The sequence below is a fragment of the Novacetimonas hansenii genome (assembly GCF_014843995.1).
GTDB classification, from domain to species: domain Bacteria; phylum Pseudomonadota; class Alphaproteobacteria; order Acetobacterales; family Acetobacteraceae; genus Novacetimonas; species Novacetimonas hansenii.
Window position 1 is genome coordinate 3,045,592 of record NZ_CP062147.1, and the last position, 18,405, is coordinate 3,063,996.

At 62.5% G+C, this 18,405-nt stretch carries 16 protein-coding genes, 1 tRNA gene and 1 riboswitch; of the genes, 9 read left to right on the forward strand and 8 right to left on the reverse strand.

The annotated features are described in order from the left end of the window. Positions 1-6: 6 nt before the first annotated feature. Genes gcvH through IFJ82_RS13265 form a run of 3 tightly spaced genes read right to left on the reverse strand, consistent with a single transcriptional unit; the run spans position 7 to position 1,748 of the window. The gene (gene gcvH / locus IFJ82_RS13255; RefSeq protein ID WP_003617900.1) at positions 7-372 is read right to left on the reverse strand and encodes a glycine cleavage system protein GcvH; all 366 of its coding nucleotides are present in this window, start codon (positions 370-372) and stop codon (positions 7-9) included. Positions 373-432: 60 nt separating this feature from the next. Next, the gene (gcvT, locus tag IFJ82_RS13260; RefSeq protein ID WP_003617899.1) at positions 433-1,566 is read right to left on the reverse strand and encodes a glycine cleavage system aminomethyltransferase GcvT; all 1,134 of its coding nucleotides are present in this window, start codon (positions 1,564-1,566) and stop codon (positions 433-435) included. Beyond that, on the reverse strand, positions 1,563-1,748 hold the full coding sequence (locus IFJ82_RS13265; protein WP_192264880.1) for a hypothetical protein: 186 nt from the start codon (positions 1,746-1,748) through the stop codon (positions 1,563-1,565). Before IFJ82_RS13265 ends, gcvT begins: the two co-directional genes overlap by 4 nt. A 114-nt stretch (positions 1,749-1,862) precedes the next feature. Then, a riboswitch (glycine riboswitch) is annotated at positions 1,863-1,952 on the reverse strand. Between the two features lie 126 nt (positions 1,953-2,078). On the opposite strand from IFJ82_RS13265, the gene IFJ82_RS13270 reads away from it, so the two are divergent. After that, the gene (locus IFJ82_RS13270; protein WP_062809790.1) at positions 2,079-2,393 is read left to right on the forward strand and encodes a putative quinol monooxygenase; all 315 of its coding nucleotides are present in this window, start codon (positions 2,079-2,081) and stop codon (positions 2,391-2,393) included. Positions 2,394-2,826: 433 nt separating this feature from the next. Here the strand turns inward: IFJ82_RS13270 and speE are convergent, their stop codons facing one another. From speE to uvrA, 3 genes are all read right to left on the reverse strand, one after another. Then, the gene (gene speE, locus IFJ82_RS13275; RefSeq protein WP_040511500.1) at positions 2,827-3,702 is read right to left on the reverse strand and encodes a polyamine aminopropyltransferase; all 876 of its coding nucleotides are present in this window, start codon (positions 3,700-3,702) and stop codon (positions 2,827-2,829) included. Positions 3,703-3,850: 148 nt separating this feature from the next. Further along, positions 3,851-4,315 (reverse strand): adenosylmethionine decarboxylase, encoded by a 465-nt coding sequence (gene speD, locus IFJ82_RS13280; RefSeq protein WP_040510456.1) that lies wholly within the window; start codon positions 4,313-4,315, stop codon positions 3,851-3,853. A 172-nt stretch (positions 4,316-4,487) separates the two neighbouring features. Then, positions 4,488-7,565, reverse strand: coding sequence for an excinuclease ABC subunit UvrA (gene uvrA, locus IFJ82_RS13285; protein WP_225578673.1), 3,078 nt, complete (start codon positions 7,563-7,565; stop codon positions 4,488-4,490). Positions 7,566-7,893: 328 nt separating this feature from the next. Between uvrA and ssb the strand changes: the two genes are divergently transcribed. The 6 genes from ssb to IFJ82_RS13315 all read left to right on the forward strand — a co-directional run bounded on the left by ssb (position 7,894) and on the right by IFJ82_RS13315 (position 13,838). Then, entirely contained in the window at positions 7,894-8,424 is a 531-nt protein-coding gene (ssb, locus tag IFJ82_RS13290; RefSeq protein ID WP_003617890.1) for a single-stranded DNA-binding protein, read from the forward strand. A gap of 171 nt (positions 8,425-8,595) precedes the next feature. Further along, a complete protein-coding gene (locus IFJ82_RS13295; protein WP_192264881.1) occupies positions 8,596-9,165 on the forward strand; it encodes an RNA 2'-phosphotransferase in 570 nt (189 codons plus the stop codon). A 224-nt stretch (positions 9,166-9,389) separates the two neighbouring features. Beyond that, entirely contained in the window at positions 9,390-12,227 is a 2,838-nt protein-coding gene (gene gyrA, locus IFJ82_RS13300) for a DNA gyrase subunit A (RefSeq protein WP_408891882.1), read from the forward strand. Beyond that, positions 12,220-12,732 (forward strand): pantetheine-phosphate adenylyltransferase, encoded by a 513-nt coding sequence (gene coaD / locus IFJ82_RS13305; RefSeq protein WP_192264882.1) that lies wholly within the window; start codon positions 12,220-12,222, stop codon positions 12,730-12,732. Before gyrA ends, coaD begins: the two co-directional genes overlap by 8 nt. Positions 12,733-12,816: 84 nt before the next feature. Then, positions 12,817-13,308, forward strand: a complete 492-nt coding sequence (locus IFJ82_RS13310) for a peptidylprolyl isomerase (RefSeq protein WP_003617886.1) — start codon at positions 12,817-12,819, stop codon at positions 13,306-13,308. 454 nt (positions 13,309-13,762) lie between these two features. After that, positions 13,763-13,838, forward strand: a tRNA-Lys gene (locus IFJ82_RS13315). Between the two features lie 311 nt (positions 13,839-14,149). Here IFJ82_RS13315 and IFJ82_RS13320 read toward each other — a convergent pair. Continuing rightward, positions 14,150-14,716: a cupin domain-containing protein gene (locus IFJ82_RS13320; protein ID WP_192264883.1), complete on the reverse strand. Its 567-nt coding sequence runs from the start codon at positions 14,714-14,716 to the stop codon at positions 14,150-14,152. A 359-nt stretch (positions 14,717-15,075) separates the two neighbouring features. Here IFJ82_RS13320 and edd point away from each other — a divergent pair, with 359 nt between their 5' ends. Both edd and eda read left to right on the forward strand, forming a co-directional pair. Continuing rightward, positions 15,076-16,917: a phosphogluconate dehydratase gene (gene edd, locus IFJ82_RS13325; RefSeq protein WP_075595934.1), complete on the forward strand. Its 1,842-nt coding sequence runs from the start codon at positions 15,076-15,078 to the stop codon at positions 16,915-16,917. Between the two features lie 91 nt (positions 16,918-17,008). Beyond that, positions 17,009-17,623, forward strand: a complete 615-nt coding sequence (gene eda / locus IFJ82_RS13330) for a bifunctional 4-hydroxy-2-oxoglutarate aldolase/2-dehydro-3-deoxy-phosphogluconate aldolase (protein WP_192264884.1) — start codon at positions 17,009-17,011, stop codon at positions 17,621-17,623. Between the two features lie 65 nt (positions 17,624-17,688). Here the strand turns inward: eda and alkB are convergent, their stop codons facing one another. Continuing rightward, positions 17,689-18,351, reverse strand: a complete 663-nt coding sequence (alkB, locus tag IFJ82_RS13335) for a DNA oxidative demethylase AlkB (RefSeq protein WP_192264885.1) — start codon at positions 18,349-18,351, stop codon at positions 17,689-17,691. Positions 18,352-18,405 lie beyond the last annotated feature (54 nt).

Here is an 18,405-nt window from a genome sequence, read left to right on the forward strand (position 1 = left end):
GGAATGTCAGGCCAGCAGCGCGGCATAGGCCGCGGCATCCAGCAGGCCGTCAAGCTGCGACCTGTCAGCCATCTTCATGCGCACGATCCAGCCGCCGGCCTCCGGCTCGCGGTTGATCAGCGACGGATCATCGGACAACGCGTCGTTGAAGGATGTGACCGTGCCACCAACCGGGGCATAGATGTCGGAGGCGGCCTTCACCGATTCCACAACCGCGACACTGTCGCCCTGCGCGACGTCGGTGCCTGCATCCTTGCCTTCGACAAAGACCAGTTCGCCCAGCTCATCTGCCGCGTGCTGCGTGATGCCGACGACGACTTCGTCACCCTCGATGCGCAGCCACTCATGTTCCTTGGTGTAATAGATGCTCATGATCCGCCCATTCTTCCGTAATGTTGGGGGTTGAAAATAACCGGGGTGGAAAACCGGGACCTAGCGCCGGAAGGTCGGCGCCACGAACGGCAGCGCCACGACATGAACCGGCAGGACACGCCCCCGCACACCCGCGAACAGCGGCGTGCCGATGGCCGCCGATGCCGTATCGACATATCCCATCGAAACCGGTCCGGGGACGCTGGGGCCGAACGCACCCGATGTCACATGCCCGACCTGGTGCGTGCCTTCGGCATCACTGAACAACGGCGCACCGCCACGGATCGGGGCACGCCCCTCCCCCCGCAGGCCGACGCGACGGCGCGCGGCCCCTTCGGAGAGATGCTTTGCCACGATATCAGCACCGGGATAGCCACCAGCGCGCACGCCACCGGGGCGGCGGCTTTTCTGGATCGACCATTCCAGCGCGCCTTCGACCGGCGACGTCGTGGTGTCGATATCCGACCCATACAGGCACAACCCGGCCTCCAGCCGCAGGCTGTCGCGCGCGCCCAGCCCGGCCGCCGCGATATCCGTACAGGCCAGCAGCGCACGGGCAACATCTTCCGCCTGTCCGGCAGGCATGCCGATCTCGAACCCGTCCTCCCCGGTATAGCCCGAGCGCGAGACGATGCAGGCAACGCCCGCGATATCGGTTTCGATCACGTCCATGAACCGCATGGCCGCCGTCGCGGGGGCCAGTTCGGCCATCGCCGCAACCGCCGCAGGCCCCTGCGCCGCGATCAGCGCGCGATCCGACAGGAACTCCACCTCGCATACATCGGCAATTCCCGCCTGTATCAGGGCAAAATCCGCATCCTTGCACGCCGCATTGACCACCAGCAGGAACCATGTCCCCATGTTGGCGATCATCAGGTCATCGCTGATGCCGCCATCTTCGCGCATCAGCAGCGCATAACGCTGCCGTCCGGGGCGCAGGGCGAGGATATCGGCAGGAACCAGACGTTCAAGCGCAAGCGCCGCATCCGCCATGACGCCCGAACGCGGGCGCACGCGCACCTGTCCCATGTGCGAGACGTCAAAGATGCTGCCCGCCGCGCGGGTATGCAGGTGTTCGGCCATGACACCGGCCTCATACTGAACCGGCATGTCATACCCGGCGAAGGGCACCATGCGCCCCCCCAGTTCAAGATGCAGCGCGTGCAGCGGCGTGCGCAAAAGACCCTCGGTCATGCGAAGACTACCTCGTCATTGCGATATGACCCGACAGCGCACGCGCCATGACCCACGCCCCGCGACGGCACGGATGCCGGCAGGGTACGGATCACGGCATCATGGCGCGCACAGGCGGGACATGTGCGGGGGGATGCAGGAAATTGCGAAATCGTTATGATCTGTGCCGAAGGCGTGGACATGAAAAGGGCTCCTGCGACTCCGTAATGGATATCACCTGCCCCTTCTGTCACCTGTGCCTGAGATCGCTATCCCGTCGGCGGGCGCACCGGAACCGGGCGCCTCTTTCCAGAAGTTATCATCGACCGGTCCTTTTGCCTGAGAGTTTCCGGGGCGGTTGCTCCTTCGGCGCCGGCACATGGCCAGTCTCTCCCGTATCGATACCCGACTGCTTGACATGACACCCGAACACAAGTCAATCCATGAAAACGCCTGATGTCCCGCGTCCATGCGCCCACGCTGGCATGCACCGGTGCGGGGCATCTGATTCCCTTGTGACAAGGATGCCAGACATGACCGACACGCCCCTGATCATCATCGCGGAATTCGAAACCACGGCCGCCACGCGCGCGCCCTTCCTCGCAGCCTGCATCGAGGACAGCATCCGGTCGGTCACGGATGAGGCGGGATGTTCATGCTTTGACGTGCTGACCACGCCGGATGAACCGGATACGGTGATCCTGCACGAGGTCTATGACAGCCCCGCAGCGTTCGACGCCCATCAGGCGACGCCACATTTCAAGGCGTTCAGCAATGCGGTGGACACGCTGAAGATACGCCTCGTAAGTGTGCGCAGGACGGTACGCAACATACCAGCGCCCAAATAAGAGAGCGTTTGAAAACAACTCATTGATACAAAATAAGAAACGTTTTTGGGTGCTGCCTTTTTTCAGAAAGGCAGCGTCTTTTGAAGCTTTTTAGAAAAAGCTTCACCAAAAATCTTTATAATTTCAGGATGTTATTGAGTCTGACTTTATCAAACAGCGTCTGATAAGGGGTTCCGGGTGCCGCTATTTTCAAACATGCGCCCCCTTTGGAACCTTACCAAAAGGGATGCCTGAAACGGTGGAACCTGCGACTTGCCGGAACAGCAAAAGTTTTGGGCGCAGCTTTTTTAAAAATCACCCAAAGATGTCGCCTGTAAAATCAAAGGCGACATTCAGGAACGTCTGTCATTCCCGACCACGCTGTCATTTTCAAACAGCCATTTATGAAGGTCAGGCCAAAGGGCGGGACGTGCGACATCCCACCCGTACGGGATCAGCCTCTGGGGGTATAACCAGGCAGGTTCCGCGCGATGTAGGGCGGCAACACGAAGGAGGCGACGTGCATTTCGGGCGTCCAGTACTGGCACTCCCCAATGCCTGCCTTGCGCGCACGTTCACGGATCGTCGCGACGTCCTGCGTGCCCGGTGCATCCCCCTTGGCCGCGATGCCCAGTGTCATGAACCCGCCGACATAGGTCGGAACCGCCGCGACATAGGCCGAGACATGGCGGAAGAACTGCGCACGGCGCGCGCTGGTGTCACGCAGTTCATCGGCCTGCATGAAGGGCACCCCGCACTGGTTCACGATCAGGCCGTTATCCGTCAGGATTCGCGCGCAATGACGATAGAACGAATCGGTAAACAGGACTTCGCCCACGCCAATCGGGTCCGTGCTGTCGACGATGATCGCGTCAAAGGAGGCATCGGGCGCGGTGGCAACATATTCGATGCCATCGCCCACGATCACCTCGGCACGCGGATCGTTCCATGCATCCCCTGCGATGTCGGGCAGGAATTGCTTGGACAGGGAAATGACCTCCCCGTCGATTTCCACCATGACCGCGCGTTCGACGGTGCCATGTTGCAGCACACGACGCAGGACACCGCCGTCCCCCGCCCCGATAATCAGGACATTGCGCGCCGCCCCATGCGCAAGCAGCGGCACATGTGTCAGCATTTCCTGATACACGAACTCATCACGCCCGGTGATCTGCACAACACCATCGAGCATCAGGACACGGCCATAATCCTCGTTCTCGAACACCGCGATGTCCTGGAACGCGCTCTTGGTCTGGGCCAGCATCTTGTTGACACGAAACTGCTGCCGCCAGCCACCATAGAGGGTTTCGCTGATCCAGATGTCGGACATCACGGTACTCCTTGAAAAATATCCATGCGAAAGCGGGCCGGACACAAGGGTCCGGCCTGCCATTCTTTCCCATGCGGGAAGTATCGGTTATGGGCGGGAAAAACACGCCACGGCATGGGAACACATGACGTGTTCCCATACGCACGCATTACAGCGCGACGCGGCCGCGACGCTGTTCATCGACCTCGATCCGGCCGGCCTGAAACAGGCGCTGCATGACCGGAATCGCAAGGTGCGGGTCGCATGCGCCGCACATGAAGATATCCACGGCGGCGAAGTTACGCTCCGGCCACGTATGGATGGAAATGTGGCTTTCCGCCAGCACGACCACACCCGACACGCCACCATTGGGCGTGAAATGATGGAAGTGACTGTGCAGGATTGTCGCCCCGGCCGTCACTGCGGCTTCACACAGGGTGCGGTCAATCTGTTCCGGATTGTCAAGATTGTGCGCATCCCAAAGATCGACAAGAAGATGCGTTCCCGCAAACTTCATCCCGTCTTTTTCGACGAAGTAATCTTTCCGGTCGTCGTCGGACGAAAACGGCGCTGAAGAGATCTGGTTATCGCTCGGGAGTTCCGAGACCATCCCCAGTTGAGCAAGTGCGTTCATCACGTACCCCCAAACCAGTAGACAGCCTGTTGGGCAGACATTGCCCCCTTGGGCCAAGAGCGCCGCTGATAGGGCTTCTGCCGGGCGGAACGCAAGCATTTTCCGCATGATGGGCACAATATTTTTTGTTTTTTCCCATCACGCGTGCAACCGCGTCCCGCCATGGCGGGTTCTATCCGCCCTTCATCGGCTTTTTTCCGCCTTTTTTCGCCTTTGGCGTGACCTTGGCCGCCACAGTGCGCGTTTTCGACGCGGCGGGAGTTTTTTTCACGCCCTTGCGCCCGGGACTCTGCTTTGCAGGCGCATCGCCCGGCTGCTGCGCAAGTGCCGCCTTCGCCGCCTTGGCGCCTGCCCCCCGCAGGAGCGGACGCAGGAACCGGCCGGTATGGCTTGCGGAAGTCGCGGCAATGTCCTCCGGCGTGCCCTCGGCCACGATACGGCCACCGCCGTCGCCCCCTTCCGGCCCCATGTCGATCACCCAGTCGGCGGTCTTGATCACCTCCAGGTTATGTTCGATCACCACCACCGTATTGCCCTGCGCCACAAGCGCATGCAGCACCTCAAGCAGCTTTCGCACATCCTCGGTATGCAGGCCGGTCGTCGGTTCATCAAGGATGTAGAGCGTGCGTCCCGTCGCACGCCGCGCCAATTCCTTCGACAGCTTCACACGCTGCGCCTCCCCCCCTGAAAGGGTCGTCGCCTGCTGCCCCAGCGCAACATAACCCAGCCCCACCTTCTGCAGGATGGCAAGGCGGTCGCGGATGCGCGGCACGGCGGAAAAGAAAGGCAGCGCCTCGTCCACCGACATCGCCAGCACATCGGCGATCGACTGGCCACGGAACTTCACCTCCAGCGTTTCGCGATTATAGCGCGCGCCCTTGCACGTATCGCAGGTGACGAACACGTCGGGCAGGAAGTGCATCTCGATCTTCAGCACGCCATCCCCCTGGCACGCCTCGCACCGCCCGCCCTTCACGTTGAAGGAAAAACGTCCCGCCTTGTAACCCCGCGCCTTGCTTTCGGGCAGTTCGGCGAACCAGTCGCGAATCGGGGTGAACAGGTCGGTATAGGTCGCGGGATTGGAACGCGGGGTCCGCCCGATGGGGGACTGGTCGATGTCGATGATCTTGTCGAGCTGTTCGATCCCGTCGATGTCCCGATACGGGGCGGGGTTCTGTCCCGATCCCATCAGGCGGCGCGACAGGGCCTTGTACAGCGTGTCGATCACCAGTGTGGACTTGCCCCCGCCCGAAACCCCCGTGACGCAGGTGAACGTGCCCAGCGGGAAGCGCGCAGTCACATCCTTGAGGTTGTTGCCGCACGCCCCACGCAGGACGAGTTCACGCGCCGGGTCGATGGGGCGGCGCTGTGCCGGGACCTCGATACGTTTACGCCCCGACAGATACGCCCCCGTCAGGCTGTCGGGATTGGCGGCGACCTGCTGCGGTGTGCCGCACGCAACGACATTCCCGCCATTGACGCCAGCACCCGGCCCCATGTCGATCAACCAGTCCGCGGCACGGATCGCATCTTCGTCATGTTCGACGACAATCAGCGTATTGCCCAGCCGCTTGAGCCGTTCCAGCGTGCCCAGCAGGCGTTCATTGTCGCGCTGGTGCAGCCCGATGGACGGTTCGTCAAGGACATACAGCACCCCCGTCAGGCCCGAGCCGATCTGGCTGGCAAGGCGGATGCGCTGGCTTTCCCCCCCCGACAGCGTGGCCGACCCGCGCGACAGCGTCAGGTAATCCAGCCCCACATCATCAAGGAACCGCAACCGGTCAAGGATTTCACGCAGGATGCGCCGCGCGATTTCCGCGCGCTGCGGGCTTAACGTTTCCTCCACGGTGGCAAACCATTCCAGCGCGCGGCGGATGGGCATGTCGGACGCCTGCGCGATGTTCAGGCCCGCCACCTTCACCGACAGCGCCTCCGGCCGAAGGCGCGCACCATGGCAGACATGACACGGCTTTTCAGACTGATAACGCGAAAGCTCCTCGCGCACCCAGACGCTGTCGGTTTCCGCCATGCGGCGGCGCAGGTTGGTGACAACGCCCTCGAACGGCTTGGTCAGGGTATAGCTGCGGCGGTCATCACGGTAGGTGAAGGCGATGGGATCACGCCCGCCATCAAGGATGACGTCGCGCACCTCCTGCGGCAGGTCGCGCCAGGGCGTGTCCATGCTGACACCGTAATGTGCGGCCACACCAGCCAGCGTCTGCTGGTAATACGGGCTTTGGCTGTTGCGCCAGGGCGCAATGGCCCCGCCGGCAAGCGACAGCCCCTCGTCCGGGACCACGAGGTGGGGGTCAAAGAACGTCTCCAGCCCGATTCCGTCACAGGCGGGGCAGGCGCCCTGCGGTGCATTGAAGGAAAACAGCCGTGGTTCGATCTCCTCCAGCGTAAAGCCGCTGACGGGACAGGCAAAGCGCGAGGAAAAAACGGTGCGCTCCGTGGGTGTGTCATCGGATTCATCCGTCGCGCGCCGCACCTCCTCGGCATAGACAAGCCCATCGGACAGCGACAACGCGGTTTCGAAACTGTCGGCAAGGCGTGATTCCAGCCCTTCGCGCACGACGATGCGGTCCACCACTGCCTCCACCGTATGGCGCAGGCGGCGGTTCAGGTCCGGCACATCGGCGATTTCATACAGCGTCCCGTCCACCTTCACCCGGGTAAAGCCCTTGCGCTGCAGGTCGGCCAGTTCCTTGCGACATTCGCCCTTGCGGTCACGCAGAACCGGGGCAAGCAGCATCAGACGCGTCCCCTCCGGCATGGCCATCACACGATCGACCATCTGGCTGATGGTCTGCGCCTCGATCGGCAGGCCGGTGGCGGGGGAATAGGGCACACCCGCGCGCGCCCACAAAAGACGCATGTAGTCATGGATTTCCGTGACCGTACCCACGGTGGAACGCGGGTTTTTCGACGTGGTCTTCTGCTCGATGGAAATGGCGGGGGACAGGCCTTCGATCGAATCCACATCCGGCTTGCCCATCAGTTCCAGGAACTGCCGCGCATAGGCCGAAAGGCTTTCCACATAGCGGCGCTGCCCTTCGGCATAGATGGTGTCGAACGCCAGCGACGATTTCCCCGACCCCGACAGGCCCGTCATGACCGTCAGCGCGTCGCGCGGGATATCGACATCAATGTCCTTGAGGTTGTGCGCGCGTGCGCCCCGCACCCGAATCGCCGGGCCGGTTACGTGCTGCACACCGGCCCCCGCCCGTGCGGGAGAAGAATCGTCCATATTATCCTCCTGCCCCACCGACGCCGCGTGGGGACCGAATGTGATGTTGCCATGTTGTTCTGTCCCCATCCCACTCATAGGGCAAGGGTCCGTGAGGGAAGTCGCCGATTTTTTCCCGATTGCCTTTCCACCACTGCATCGGGGAAGACGCAGCATATCGCCAAAGCAGGGCTTTGCCGTTCCGGCCCAATCTGTTCTAGGATGGGGGATCACGACCGGCCGGACCGCCCAGCGGCGGACATGGCGGTTTCCGACGGACCGGCCCCTGCCCCCGATACCGGGATGCAAGGCAGCCGCCCGCGAACCCGAACAGCAAGCAGGACATCAAATGGCGGGTAGCGTCAACAAGGTCATCCTCGTAGGTAATCTGGGCAAGGACCCGGAGATCCGCAACAGCCAGAACGGCGCAAAAATCGTATCCCTGACCCTGGCAACCAGCGAGACATGGAACGACCGCGCCTCTGGCGAACGGCGCGAGCGTACGGAATGGCACCGCGTTGTCATCTTCAACGAACGCATTGGCGATGTGGCCGAACGTTTCCTGCGCAAAGGGCGCAAGGTCTACCTTGAAGGGACGTTGCAGACCCGTAAATGGACGGACCAGTCGGGGATGGAGCGTTACACCACCGAGGTGGTGATCGACCGTTTCCGTGGCGAACTCGTCCTGCTCGACAGCAATCGCGGCGGTGAGGGTGGCGAAGGCGGCGGGTATGGCGGCGGCCCCGGTGGGGGTGGCGGGTATGGCGGTGGCGCGCCCCGCCCGGCGCAGGCCCCCCGTTCCACGCCACCCGCAGGTGGCGGCGGCGGATGGGACGCGCCGTCGGGCGGCAGCGACCTTGACGATGAAATCCCGTTCTGAGTGCGCCGCGTCTGACAGGCCGCGAAGGCTGCCTGAAAATATATATTCAAAAATATATATTCAAAATCCACGACTGAAGGAGGGCGCGCAAATGCGCCCTTTTTCACAGGTGGCCCGTATCGCCGGGCACAGCACATAGAGAGCGGAGCCGCAAAGAACGGAACAGGCCCCATGAAGACGGACGCCCCCCGCACGCGACGGCCCCTGACCGATCGCGAAATCAGCAAATTCCTCAGCCTTGTACTGCGCCACGCACCGGAGCGGATCGCTATCAGCCTCGACCCGCAGGGGTGGGTGGAAACCACCATCCTGATCCGTCAGGCCCGCAGGCATGGCCAGACATTCGACCTGCCGAGCCTGCAACGCGTGGTGCGCGACAATGACAAGCAGCGCTTTACCCTGTCGCCCGACGGCACACGGATCCGCGCGGCACAGGGCCATTCCATCGCAGTGGACCTGGCGCTGCCCCCCGCCATCCCGCCTGCCGTCCTGTGGCATGACACGGCACGCACCAGCCTGGAATCGATTTTCCGTGACGGGCTGCTGCCCGGACGCAGGCGGCATGTCCATCTTTCCAACGACGAGGCCACGGCCATGACGGTTGGGACACGCCATGGCCGGGCCGTGGTCATGCGCGTCGCGGCAGGGCGGATGCATGACGAGGGCCTGACATTATGGCGGGCGGATAATGGCGTCTGGCTGACCGACGGCGTGCCGCCATGCTATCTCTCTTTCGCCTGATGCGCATGCGGCCGCACGGGGGCGGCGCGCGCTGCGACATCAGGGGAACAGGCGCATACGCAATGCGATGCGGGATAGGCACTTGCACGCCCGCGCCCCCGCCCGTACGTTCCCATGCGCGACATGCTTCGCGCATGGGCGCAATTCTGCTATTGGAGGGCAACAAACCCGCACGCCATGCGCGATGCGAGTCCTGATGCCCGCCCCCGCCCGCTTTCCCCCGAATGCGTGCGAAAACCAGCCATGACGGAACTGCCTTGACCGAAATTCCCGAACAGACTCCGCCCTCCGACATGCTGCCGGTGACCATTGAGGAGGAGATGCGCTCCTCCTATCTGGCGTATGCCATGTCCGTCATCGTCAGCCGCGCGCTGCCTGATGTGCGCGACGGACTGAAACCGGTGCATCGACGCATCCTGTATTCCATGCGCGAAAGCGGCTTTACCCATGACAAGCCGTACCGCAAATCGGCCCGTGCGGTCGGTGACGTCATGGGTAAATACCACCCCCATGGCGACTCCTCCATCTATGACGCCATGGTGCGCATGGCGCAGTCATGGTCGATGCGGGTCAAGCTGATCGACGGGCAGGGCAATTTCGGGTCGGTCGATGGCGATTCCCCCGCCGCCATGCGTTATACCGAGGCACGCCTGGCGCGGGCGGCCTCTTTCCTGCTTGACGATATCGACCGCGACACCGTCGATTTCCAGCCCAATTATGACGAGAGCGAGCAGGAACCCCAGATCCTGCCCGCCGCGTTCCCCAACCTGCTGGTCAACGGTGCATCGGGCATCGCAGTCGGCATGGCCACCAACATCCCGCCGCATAACCCCGGCGAGATCATCGACGCCACGCTGGCGATGATCGAACGTCCCGACATGACGCTCGACGACATTTTGCAGTACGTCCCCGGCCCCGATTTTCCCACCGGCGGGACGATCCTGGGCCGCGCGGGCATCCGCAGTGCGTTCGAAACGGGACGCGGGTCCGTCATCATCCGCGCCCGTGCCGAGGTCGAGGAAATCCGCCGTGACCGCAAGGCCATCATCGTCACCGAAATCCCGTATCAGGTGAACAAGGCCACCTTGCAGGAACGCATTGCCGAACTGGTCCGTAACAAGCAGGTGGAGGGCATTTCCGACATCCGCGACGAAAGCGACCGTTCGGGCATGCGCATCGTCATCGAGATCAAGCGTGACGCGACGCCCGAAGTGGTGCTGAACCAGTTGTACCGCTTTACGCAGTTGCAGACTTCATTCGGGGTCAACATGCTCGCCCTTGATGGCGGGCAGCCGCGCCTGATGGGCCTGAAGGACGTATTGCAGGCCTTCATCCGCTTTCGCGAGGAAGTCATCCTGCGCCGCGCACGCTTTGACCTGAACAAGGCGCGCGACCGTGGGCACCTGCTGGTCGGGCTGGTCATTGCGGTGGCCAATATCGACGCGGTCATCGCACTGATCCGTGCGGCCCCGGATGCCGCCACCGCGCGCGCCGCCCTGATGGAACGCGCATGGGACGCGGGTGACATCGCCCCGCTGCTTGCGCTGATCCATGATGAGGGCAATGTGGTGGTGGACCAGCGCGTCCACCTGACGGAGGCACAGGCACGCGGCATCCTGGAACTGCGCCTGCAGCGCCTGACCGGACTGGAACGTGACAAGATCCAGCAGGAACTGTCCGAAGTCGCGACACGCATCAACGAACTGCTGGAAATCATCGCCAGCCGTCCGCGCCGCATGGAGGTCATGCGCAACGAACTGGCGACGGTGCGCGCCGAAATCGCAACGCCGCGTGCCACAGACATCGCCGATTACGCAGGCGACCAGACGGATGAAAGCCTGATTGAACCGGGGCAGATGGTCGTGACCATCACGCGTGACGGTTTCATCAAACGCACGCCGCTTGACGTCTTTCGCGCGCAGAACCGTGGCGGGCGCGGGCGCACGGCGGCGGGACGGCGGGGCGATGACATCATCATCCGTTCGTTCAATGCCCATACGCATCAATGGGTGCTGTTCTTCTCCTCCGGCGGCAAGGCCTATCGTGAAAAGGTCTGGCGCCTGCCCGAAGCCAGCCCCACGGCCAAGGGACGCGCACTGGTCAACCTTTTGCCCGACCTTGGCGAGGATTCGATCACTGCCGTGCTGCCCCTGCCGCAGGACGAGGATCTGTGGGAGAACCTGCACCTTGTCTTTGCCACATCATCAGGGAACGTGCGGCGCAACAGGCTGAGCGATTTCCGCAATATCCGCTCCTCCGGGCTGATCGCCATGAAGCTGGATGACGGCGACAGGCTGATCGGCGTCGCCACCTGCCGCGAAGGGCAGGACGTCTTCCTTGGCACGCGCAATGCGCGCTGCATCCGGTTCCAGATCACGGACGATACCCTGCGCGTGTTCGCCGGACGCGGCAGTTCGGGCGTGCGCGGCATCCGCCTTGCCGAAGGGGACGAGGTCAACAGCCTGTGCGTGCTGAACCATGTTGACGCCACGGTGGAGGAACGGTCCGCCTATCTGCGGATTGCCAACGCACGCCGCCGCGCCGAAAATGCCGCCCAGAACGGCGAAGACACCGACACCACCCCCGATATCGCCAGCGATGACGAGGAAACGGCCACCGACCTCGCCCTGCCCCCCGAACGCGTGATGGAAATGGAAGGGGCGGAGGAAATCCTCCTGATCGTCAGCAATGCCGGGTTTGGCCGTCGTTCCTCCGCCTATGACTACCGTGTCAGCGGACGCGGCGGGCTGGGTATCAACAACATGTCCTTTCCCACCGCGCGGCGTGGCAACGCGGTGGTTGCGACCCTGCCGGTGCTCGCGGGAACGGATGTCATGCTTGTCACCGATGCGGGCCGCCTGATCCGCCTGCCGGTGGACCAGATCCGCATCATGTCCCGACAGGCCAGCGGCGTGACCCTGTTCCGCCTGAACGATACCGAAGAAGTCACCAGCGTCTTCCCTGTCATGGATGATGGCGAAGATGATGAGACCGACGCGACAGGCACGGATGAAAACGCGACCGGCGAAACCGGTGCCGCAACGGACGGCCACGATGACTGACGCGCGTGTGCGCGCCGGCTTTTACCCCGGCACCTTTGACCCGGTGACGAATGGCCACCTCGATATCATCGCGCGGGCGGCCCGTCTGGTGGGGCGTCTGGTGATCGGGGTGGCAAAGGACACGACCAAGCAGCCCCTGCTTTCACTGCAAGAGCGGATTGCGTGCCTGCGCACCGATATCGCGGCCCTTGGCCTGCCCCCTTCGACCGTGATCGAGGTGGTGGGATTCGAAGGGTTGCTGGTCAACGCCGCCCATGCGCATGGGGCACATGCGATATTTCGTGGCCTGCGGGCGGTTGCGGATTTCGATTACGAGAACCAGATGTCAGCAATGAACACGCATCTGGCCCCGGATATCGAGACCGTTTTCCTTATGGCGCGACAGGGGAACCAGTATATCTCCTCCCGCCTGGTCAAGGAGATCGCGCGGCTGGAGGGGGACATTACGGACTTTGTCTCCCCCTCCACCCGTCAGTGCGTTCTGGCGCGCCTGCAGGGCCGCTGAAAGCAGCCCTTGGCTGCGCGTCCCCTGCGCGCATGGGACGCCCGCCAGTTTTTTTCAATCACAAGCGACAGGAAACGGACCGTCATGTCTGACACGAACAAGGCCGACCTTATCAACATGGACCTCAAGACCGGGCGCGTGGTCATCCGCCTGCGTCCCGACCTCGCGCCCCTGGCGGCGGAACGCATCCGCACGCTGTCGGCCGAAGGGTTTTATGACAACACACCGTTCCACCGCGTCATCCATGGGTTCATGGCACAGGGCGGCGACCCGACCGGCACCGGCACGTCGGGCAGCAAGCTGCCGGACCTGAAGGCTGAATTCACCAACAAGGCAAAGTTCGAACGCGGCACGCTCGGCATGGCCCGCACCATGAACCCCGACAGCGCCAACAGCCAGTTCTTCATCATGTTCGAACCCTCCCCCCACCTTGATGGCCAGTACACGATCGTCGGCCAGGTGATCGAAGGCATGGACCATATCGACCAGATCAAGCGTGGCGCGGGACATAGCGGCATGGTGCAGGAGCCCGACCGCATCATCAAGATGCGTCCTGCCGACGACGCGGCAGCCTGAACCCAGACACCGGTGCGGCACACGCAAGCCGCACATGGGGACCATGTCATCATGGTCCCCAACACGGGCACCGCCGAAAGGCGCGTCAGGGAACATATTGAAATCATAAAGAAGTTTTCAGGGCAGCTTTTGGCCAGAACGTCCTGAAAAGACAACCTGCCGGTAAAAAAGCACCCCGATCCCCAGACCCCGCCCCGGTATTCCCGTTTGCCATTACCGTGCGCCGCAGGGTGTCCTGAAACAATCCTGCAGGGTCACGATCATCAATTCGTGGCGTAACGGACAACAACTCCCCTTAATATCAGCGATTTAGTTCGCGGGTATATTTTCATCTTCTCCTTGACAGTCCGCATCAGGCCGCCTACACCCCCGCTTGAGCAGTAAAGGGACGTCAAGGCGCGTCGGGTCGTCCATGACCTGACCCCTGTTACGGCAGGCCAGATCCCCTTATCGTGAGCCGGTAGCTCAGTCGGTAGAGCATTCGACTTTTAATCGAATGGTCGTGGGTTCGAATCCCACCCGGCTCACCATCATTTTCCCAATATTTTCCCGGGCACGCCTTTTTCCTTGCCCTGGCGCCCCCTATTTCAGGCACCACGCATATATCCGATACGATATATCGTGCTCACGTCTGTGATTACGCCTGTGCCCTGACACCATTCCGGGACAGGGGCTGGAATGGTCAGTTCCACATAACCATCTGACATAAAAATCATAAAATCTCTGGGATCTGCCTTTTCCCAAAGGGGCGATGTCTTTTGCAGCTTTTGAAAAAGCTTCCCCGGGGCTTGCTGTTCATTGTCATCCCTGAATGCCGAAACACCTGTTTATCACCTGTTTATCAGTGGAAATGACAGGGTTGCCCGATGGTTGGGGATATATCCATCTGCACGACCATCAGGTCCACCGCACCGTCGCCAACATTGCCCCCCAGATGTCCCCTGCGCCCCTGCATCGGCCCGGTGCGAAACGGGCGGGTATTCTGATCCTCGCCCAGCAGGACGTCCCCCGGCCCCATTTCGACACGCGTGCCATCCATCGCCTGCACAAACCAACGCCCATGCAGGGGCACAATCCACTGCACCTTCGGATCTTCATGCCATGTCCCGTCCCAATGTGGGGGCTGCACCGTCATCAGCACCGTCGCACGGCCGTCTGGCTGCCGGTCCTGCCATTGCGGGCCCGCGGGTGGGGACATGCTCTTCAACACGAACCGTGTCAGCGGACAGGTCGCGATATGGCTGACACCCTGTGCATCGGTCCACATATGATGGTAGGTAAACTGTGGCGGTGACGGTTCCTGTGGGGCGGCCCGCAGAACCCCGGGCGACAACACCTGCACCACAAGGACCAGCCCAACCGCCAGCATCCATGCCCGGCACCACCTGTTTTCATGCCCCATGATCATTTCATGAATCCCCCATGCAAATATCGCGCTGCCACAGCGTTGCACCCATGCGGCGATTGGTTGGATATGGTGCCGCCCCCATAACCCGGATCGGGAACGGAATTTTGTAAATCTGGTGACGAACAGCACGCATAAATAATTAAAATACCAAAACGAGACATTAATTATAATTTTATGTCTTGTTTTTGTTAATATTATGTCATATATAACTTCATTCTGATATATCGCCATGCCATGACGATATCAATCCGGCCGAAATACCGCGTTCCGCCCTGTTCCTTTGCGGCCGGACGCAACAGAAAATGTATCATCGGGATTGCAACAGCAATCTGCGGCCACATGACATTCTGTGAGAACTGATGAGCCTGAATCCTGTCCTGACTGCCGTAACCGATCGTGTGATCGAACGTTCCGCACGATCGCGTCGCCATTACCTTGACCTGATCGCACGGGAAAAGGACGCCGGCATATCGCGCCCGCACCTGGCCTGCGGCAACCTTGCCCACGCCTTTGCCGCGGCAGGAGAGGACAAAGCCGGTATCAGGGCGCAGCGCGCGATGAATATCGGTATCATCACATCCTATAACGACATGCTTTCCGCGCATCAGCCCTATGGGCGGTACCCGGACCAGATCAAGCTGTTCGCCCGTGAGGTCGGGGCCACGGCACAGGTGGCCGGGGCCACGCCCGCGATGTGCGACGGCGTGACACAGGGTCAGCCGGGGATGGAACTGTCGCTGTTCAGCCGTGACGTGATCGCGATGTCCACCGCGGTCGGGCTGAGCCATGGGATGTACGAAGGCGTCGCGATGCTTGGCATCTGTGACAAGATCGTACCGGGCCTGCTGATGGGGGCGCTGCGCTTTGGGCACCTGCCCACCATCCTGATCCCGTCGGGGCCGATGCCTTCGGGCATTTCCAACAGCGAAAAGCAGCGTGTCCGCCAGCTTTATGCCGAAGGCAAGGTGGACCGCGAACGCCTGATGGATGCAGAGGCAGCGTCCTACCACGCGCCGGGCACCTGCACGTTCTATGGCACGGCCAACACCAACCAGATGCTGATGGAGGTCATGGGCCTGCACCTGCCCGGCTCCTCCTTCGTGCCGCCCAACACGAAACTGCGTCAGGAACTGACGCGCGCGGCCATCCACCGGCTGACGCAGATCGGGCCGAACGGCAACGATTACCGCCCTCTGGGCCATTGCGTTGACGAACGCGCCATCGTCAACGCCGCCGTTGGCCTGCTGGCGACGGGCGGGTCCACAAACCTTGCCATCCACATCCCGGCGATGGCGCGCGCAGCGGGCATCATCATCGACTGGGAAGACCTCGACCGCCTGTCCGCCGTGGTGCCGCAACTGACGCGCGTCTATCCCAACGGATCGACCGATGTGAACGGCTTTCATCAGGTAGGCGGCATGTCCAGCCTCATTGGCTCCCTGCTTGATGCCGGGCTACTGCATCCCGATATCCTGACCGTCACCGAAGGTGGCTTCACCCGTTACCGCACCGCACCGCATATGCGCGACGACAGACTGGTATGGGAAGAAGCCGGGCCATCACGCGACGACACGGTCCTGCGCGCACCAGCCAACCCGTTCCGCAAGGATGGCGGCATGCGCCTGATGCAGGGGAACCTCGGGCGCGGCATTTACAAGACGAGCGCCGTGGCGCCAGAACGCTGGACGATTGAGGCCCCGGCCCGGATATTCGAAGACCAGCAGGACGTGATCGACGCGTTCAAGGCAGGCGAACTTGATCGTGACGTGATCGTCGTCGTGCGCTTTCAGGGACCGGCTGCCAACGGCATGCCCGAACTGCACCGCCTGACACCGACACTCAGCGTCCTTCAGGATCGCGGCCACAAGGTCGCGCTGATGACCGATGGCCGCATGTCCGGGGCCAGTGGCAAGGTACCCGCCGCCATCCATATCGGCCCAGAGGCCCATGCCGGCGGCCCGCTGTCGCGCCTGCGCGATGGGGACATGGTGCGGGTATGCGCGCGATCCGGGCGCATCGACGTGATGATGGATGCGGCGCAATGGGAACAGCGTACGCCCGCCACCGGACCAAGGGGTGGTTTCGGCACGGGACGCGAACTGTTCGCGCTGATGCGTGACGGTGTGGACAGCCCCGAACGCGGGGCTTCGGCCATTCTTGCCGCGATGGACCATATGGCCGAAGCCGAAGGGCTGTCGTAAAATCCGCACACAGAACCCGGACGTAAAGCCGGGCATAAGATACCGTCATCCCCGCCCCGCCGGGACCAGAGAAAACCAAGGAAACACCATCGTGGCTACCATCGAAGACATCATGACACTGTCCCCGGTCATTCCGGTGCTTGTCATCCATGACCCTGCTCATGCCCGTCCCGTGGCCGAGGCCCTTGTCGCGGGGGGGCTGCGCACGCTGGAGGTTACGCTGCGTACGGAGCGCGCGTTTGATGTCATCGCGGAAATGGCAAAGGTCGAAGGCGCGGTCGTCGGTGCGGGCACGGTGCTGAACAAGGCCGACCTCGATGCCAGCGTGCGGGCAGGCGCACGCTTTATCGTCAGCCCCGGCCTGACCAAGCCGCTGGCGCATGCGGCGCGGGACGCGGACGTACCGCTGCTGCCGGGCATCGCCAATGCGGGCGACATCATGCGCGGGCTTGACCTTGGCCTGACACGCTTCAAATTCTTTCCTGCCGAGGCGTCAGGCGGGATTGCAGCGCTCAAGGCGTTGTCGGCCCCGTTCGGACAGGTCCGTTTCTGTCCCACAGGGGGGATCCGTCAGGACACAGCAGCAAACTGGCTGGCGTTGCCATCAGTACTGTGCGTGGGCGGGTCATGGCTGGTGCCGTCAGGCAGCCCGGATGCAACCGAAATCACCACCCGTGCCCGCGCGGCTGCGGCACTTACGGCCTGATCCCCCATCACTTTAGCAGGCCGATCGCCTGACAGGGCGGGCACGCACCCCGCGTCGTCAGGCGGTCAGGTGGTCAGGCGGAATGTCAGGTTATAGCGCACATCCCCACACAGCGGATGATGCGCCAGGGGCAGTGGCGCGATCCCGTGCCATGTCAGGCGTGACGCCCCGCCCCACACCACGACATCCCCATGGCGCACCACAATGCGGCGCACAGGGGCCGCACGTGTTGGGCCGCCCCACAGGAACACCGCCGCCACCCCGAGCGAGATGGAGACGATGGGCGCGTCATACCGTTCATCACGATCCTGATGCAGCCCCATCCGGTCACCCGGGCCATAACGGTTGATCAGGCCAGAATCTGGCACGAACCGTGCATATCCCGCCTTTTGCGCGCATTCCCCCGCAAGGTCACGCAACAGGGCAGGCATAGGCGGCCACGGCCGTCCCGTCCGGGGATCATGCGTTTCATAACGGTATCCCGCCGCATCACTGACCCAGACACGCACGCCACACCCGCTCATGCCCACCGACATGCGGCCCCCACCGGGCGTCGCCATATGCCGTAACGGCGCACGGCGTACGATATCGCTGATAATCGACAGGAGTACGCCTGCCCGGTCGTGGACAAGGCCGGGCAACAGCCATGCACCGGGCGACAGCGCCTGTGCGGGGGCATCCCTGCGGCCCGGCGGTTCCTCCGTATTGAACAAGATGCCCTGCGTCATCGAACCACCTCCCGGCAAGGCGCATAATAACAAGGCCCATAATAATACGATGCC

What these genes read in the sequence shown, in the direction of transcription:
- gcvH (WP_003617900.1), bottom strand. Translation starts at nt 372, where the DNA reads ATGAGCATCTATTACACCAAGGAACATGAGTGGCTGCGCATCGAGGGT.
- gcvT (WP_003617899.1), bottom strand. Translation starts at nt 1,566, where the DNA reads ATGACCGAGGGTCTTTTGCGCACGCCGCTGCACGCGCTGCATCTTGAA.
- IFJ82_RS13265 (WP_192264880.1), bottom strand. Translation starts at nt 1,748, where the DNA reads ATGTCCACGCCTTCGGCACAGATCATAACGATTTCGCAATTTCCTGCA.
- IFJ82_RS13270 (WP_062809790.1), top strand. Translation starts at nt 2,079, where the DNA reads ATGACCGACACGCCCCTGATCATCATCGCGGAATTCGAAACCACGGCC.
- speE (WP_040511500.1), bottom strand. Translation starts at nt 3,702, where the DNA reads ATGTCCGACATCTGGATCAGCGAAACCCTCTATGGTGGCTGGCGGCAG.
- speD (WP_040510456.1), bottom strand. Translation starts at nt 4,315, where the DNA reads ATGAACGCACTTGCTCAACTGGGGATGGTCTCGGAACTCCCGAGCGAT.
- uvrA (WP_225578673.1), bottom strand. Translation starts at nt 7,565, where the DNA reads ATGGACGATTCTTCTCCCGCACGGGCGGGGGCCGGTGTGCAGCACGTA.
- ssb (WP_003617890.1), top strand. Translation starts at nt 7,894, where the DNA reads ATGGCGGGTAGCGTCAACAAGGTCATCCTCGTAGGTAATCTGGGCAAG.
- IFJ82_RS13295 (WP_192264881.1), top strand. Translation starts at nt 8,596, where the DNA reads ATGAAGACGGACGCCCCCCGCACGCGACGGCCCCTGACCGATCGCGAA.
- gyrA (WP_408891882.1), top strand. Translation starts at nt 9,390, where the DNA reads ATGCGTGCGAAAACCAGCCATGACGGAACTGCCTTGACCGAAATTCCC.
- coaD (WP_192264882.1), top strand. Translation starts at nt 12,220, where the DNA reads ATGACTGACGCGCGTGTGCGCGCCGGCTTTTACCCCGGCACCTTTGAC.
- IFJ82_RS13310 (WP_003617886.1), top strand. Translation starts at nt 12,817, where the DNA reads ATGTCTGACACGAACAAGGCCGACCTTATCAACATGGACCTCAAGACC.
- IFJ82_RS13320 (WP_192264883.1), bottom strand. Translation starts at nt 14,716, where the DNA reads ATGATCATGGGGCATGAAAACAGGTGGTGCCGGGCATGGATGCTGGCG.
- edd (WP_075595934.1), top strand. Translation starts at nt 15,076, where the DNA reads ATGAGCCTGAATCCTGTCCTGACTGCCGTAACCGATCGTGTGATCGAA.
- alkB (WP_192264885.1), bottom strand. Translation starts at nt 18,351, where the DNA reads ATGACGCAGGGCATCTTGTTCAATACGGAGGAACCGCCGGGCCGCAGG.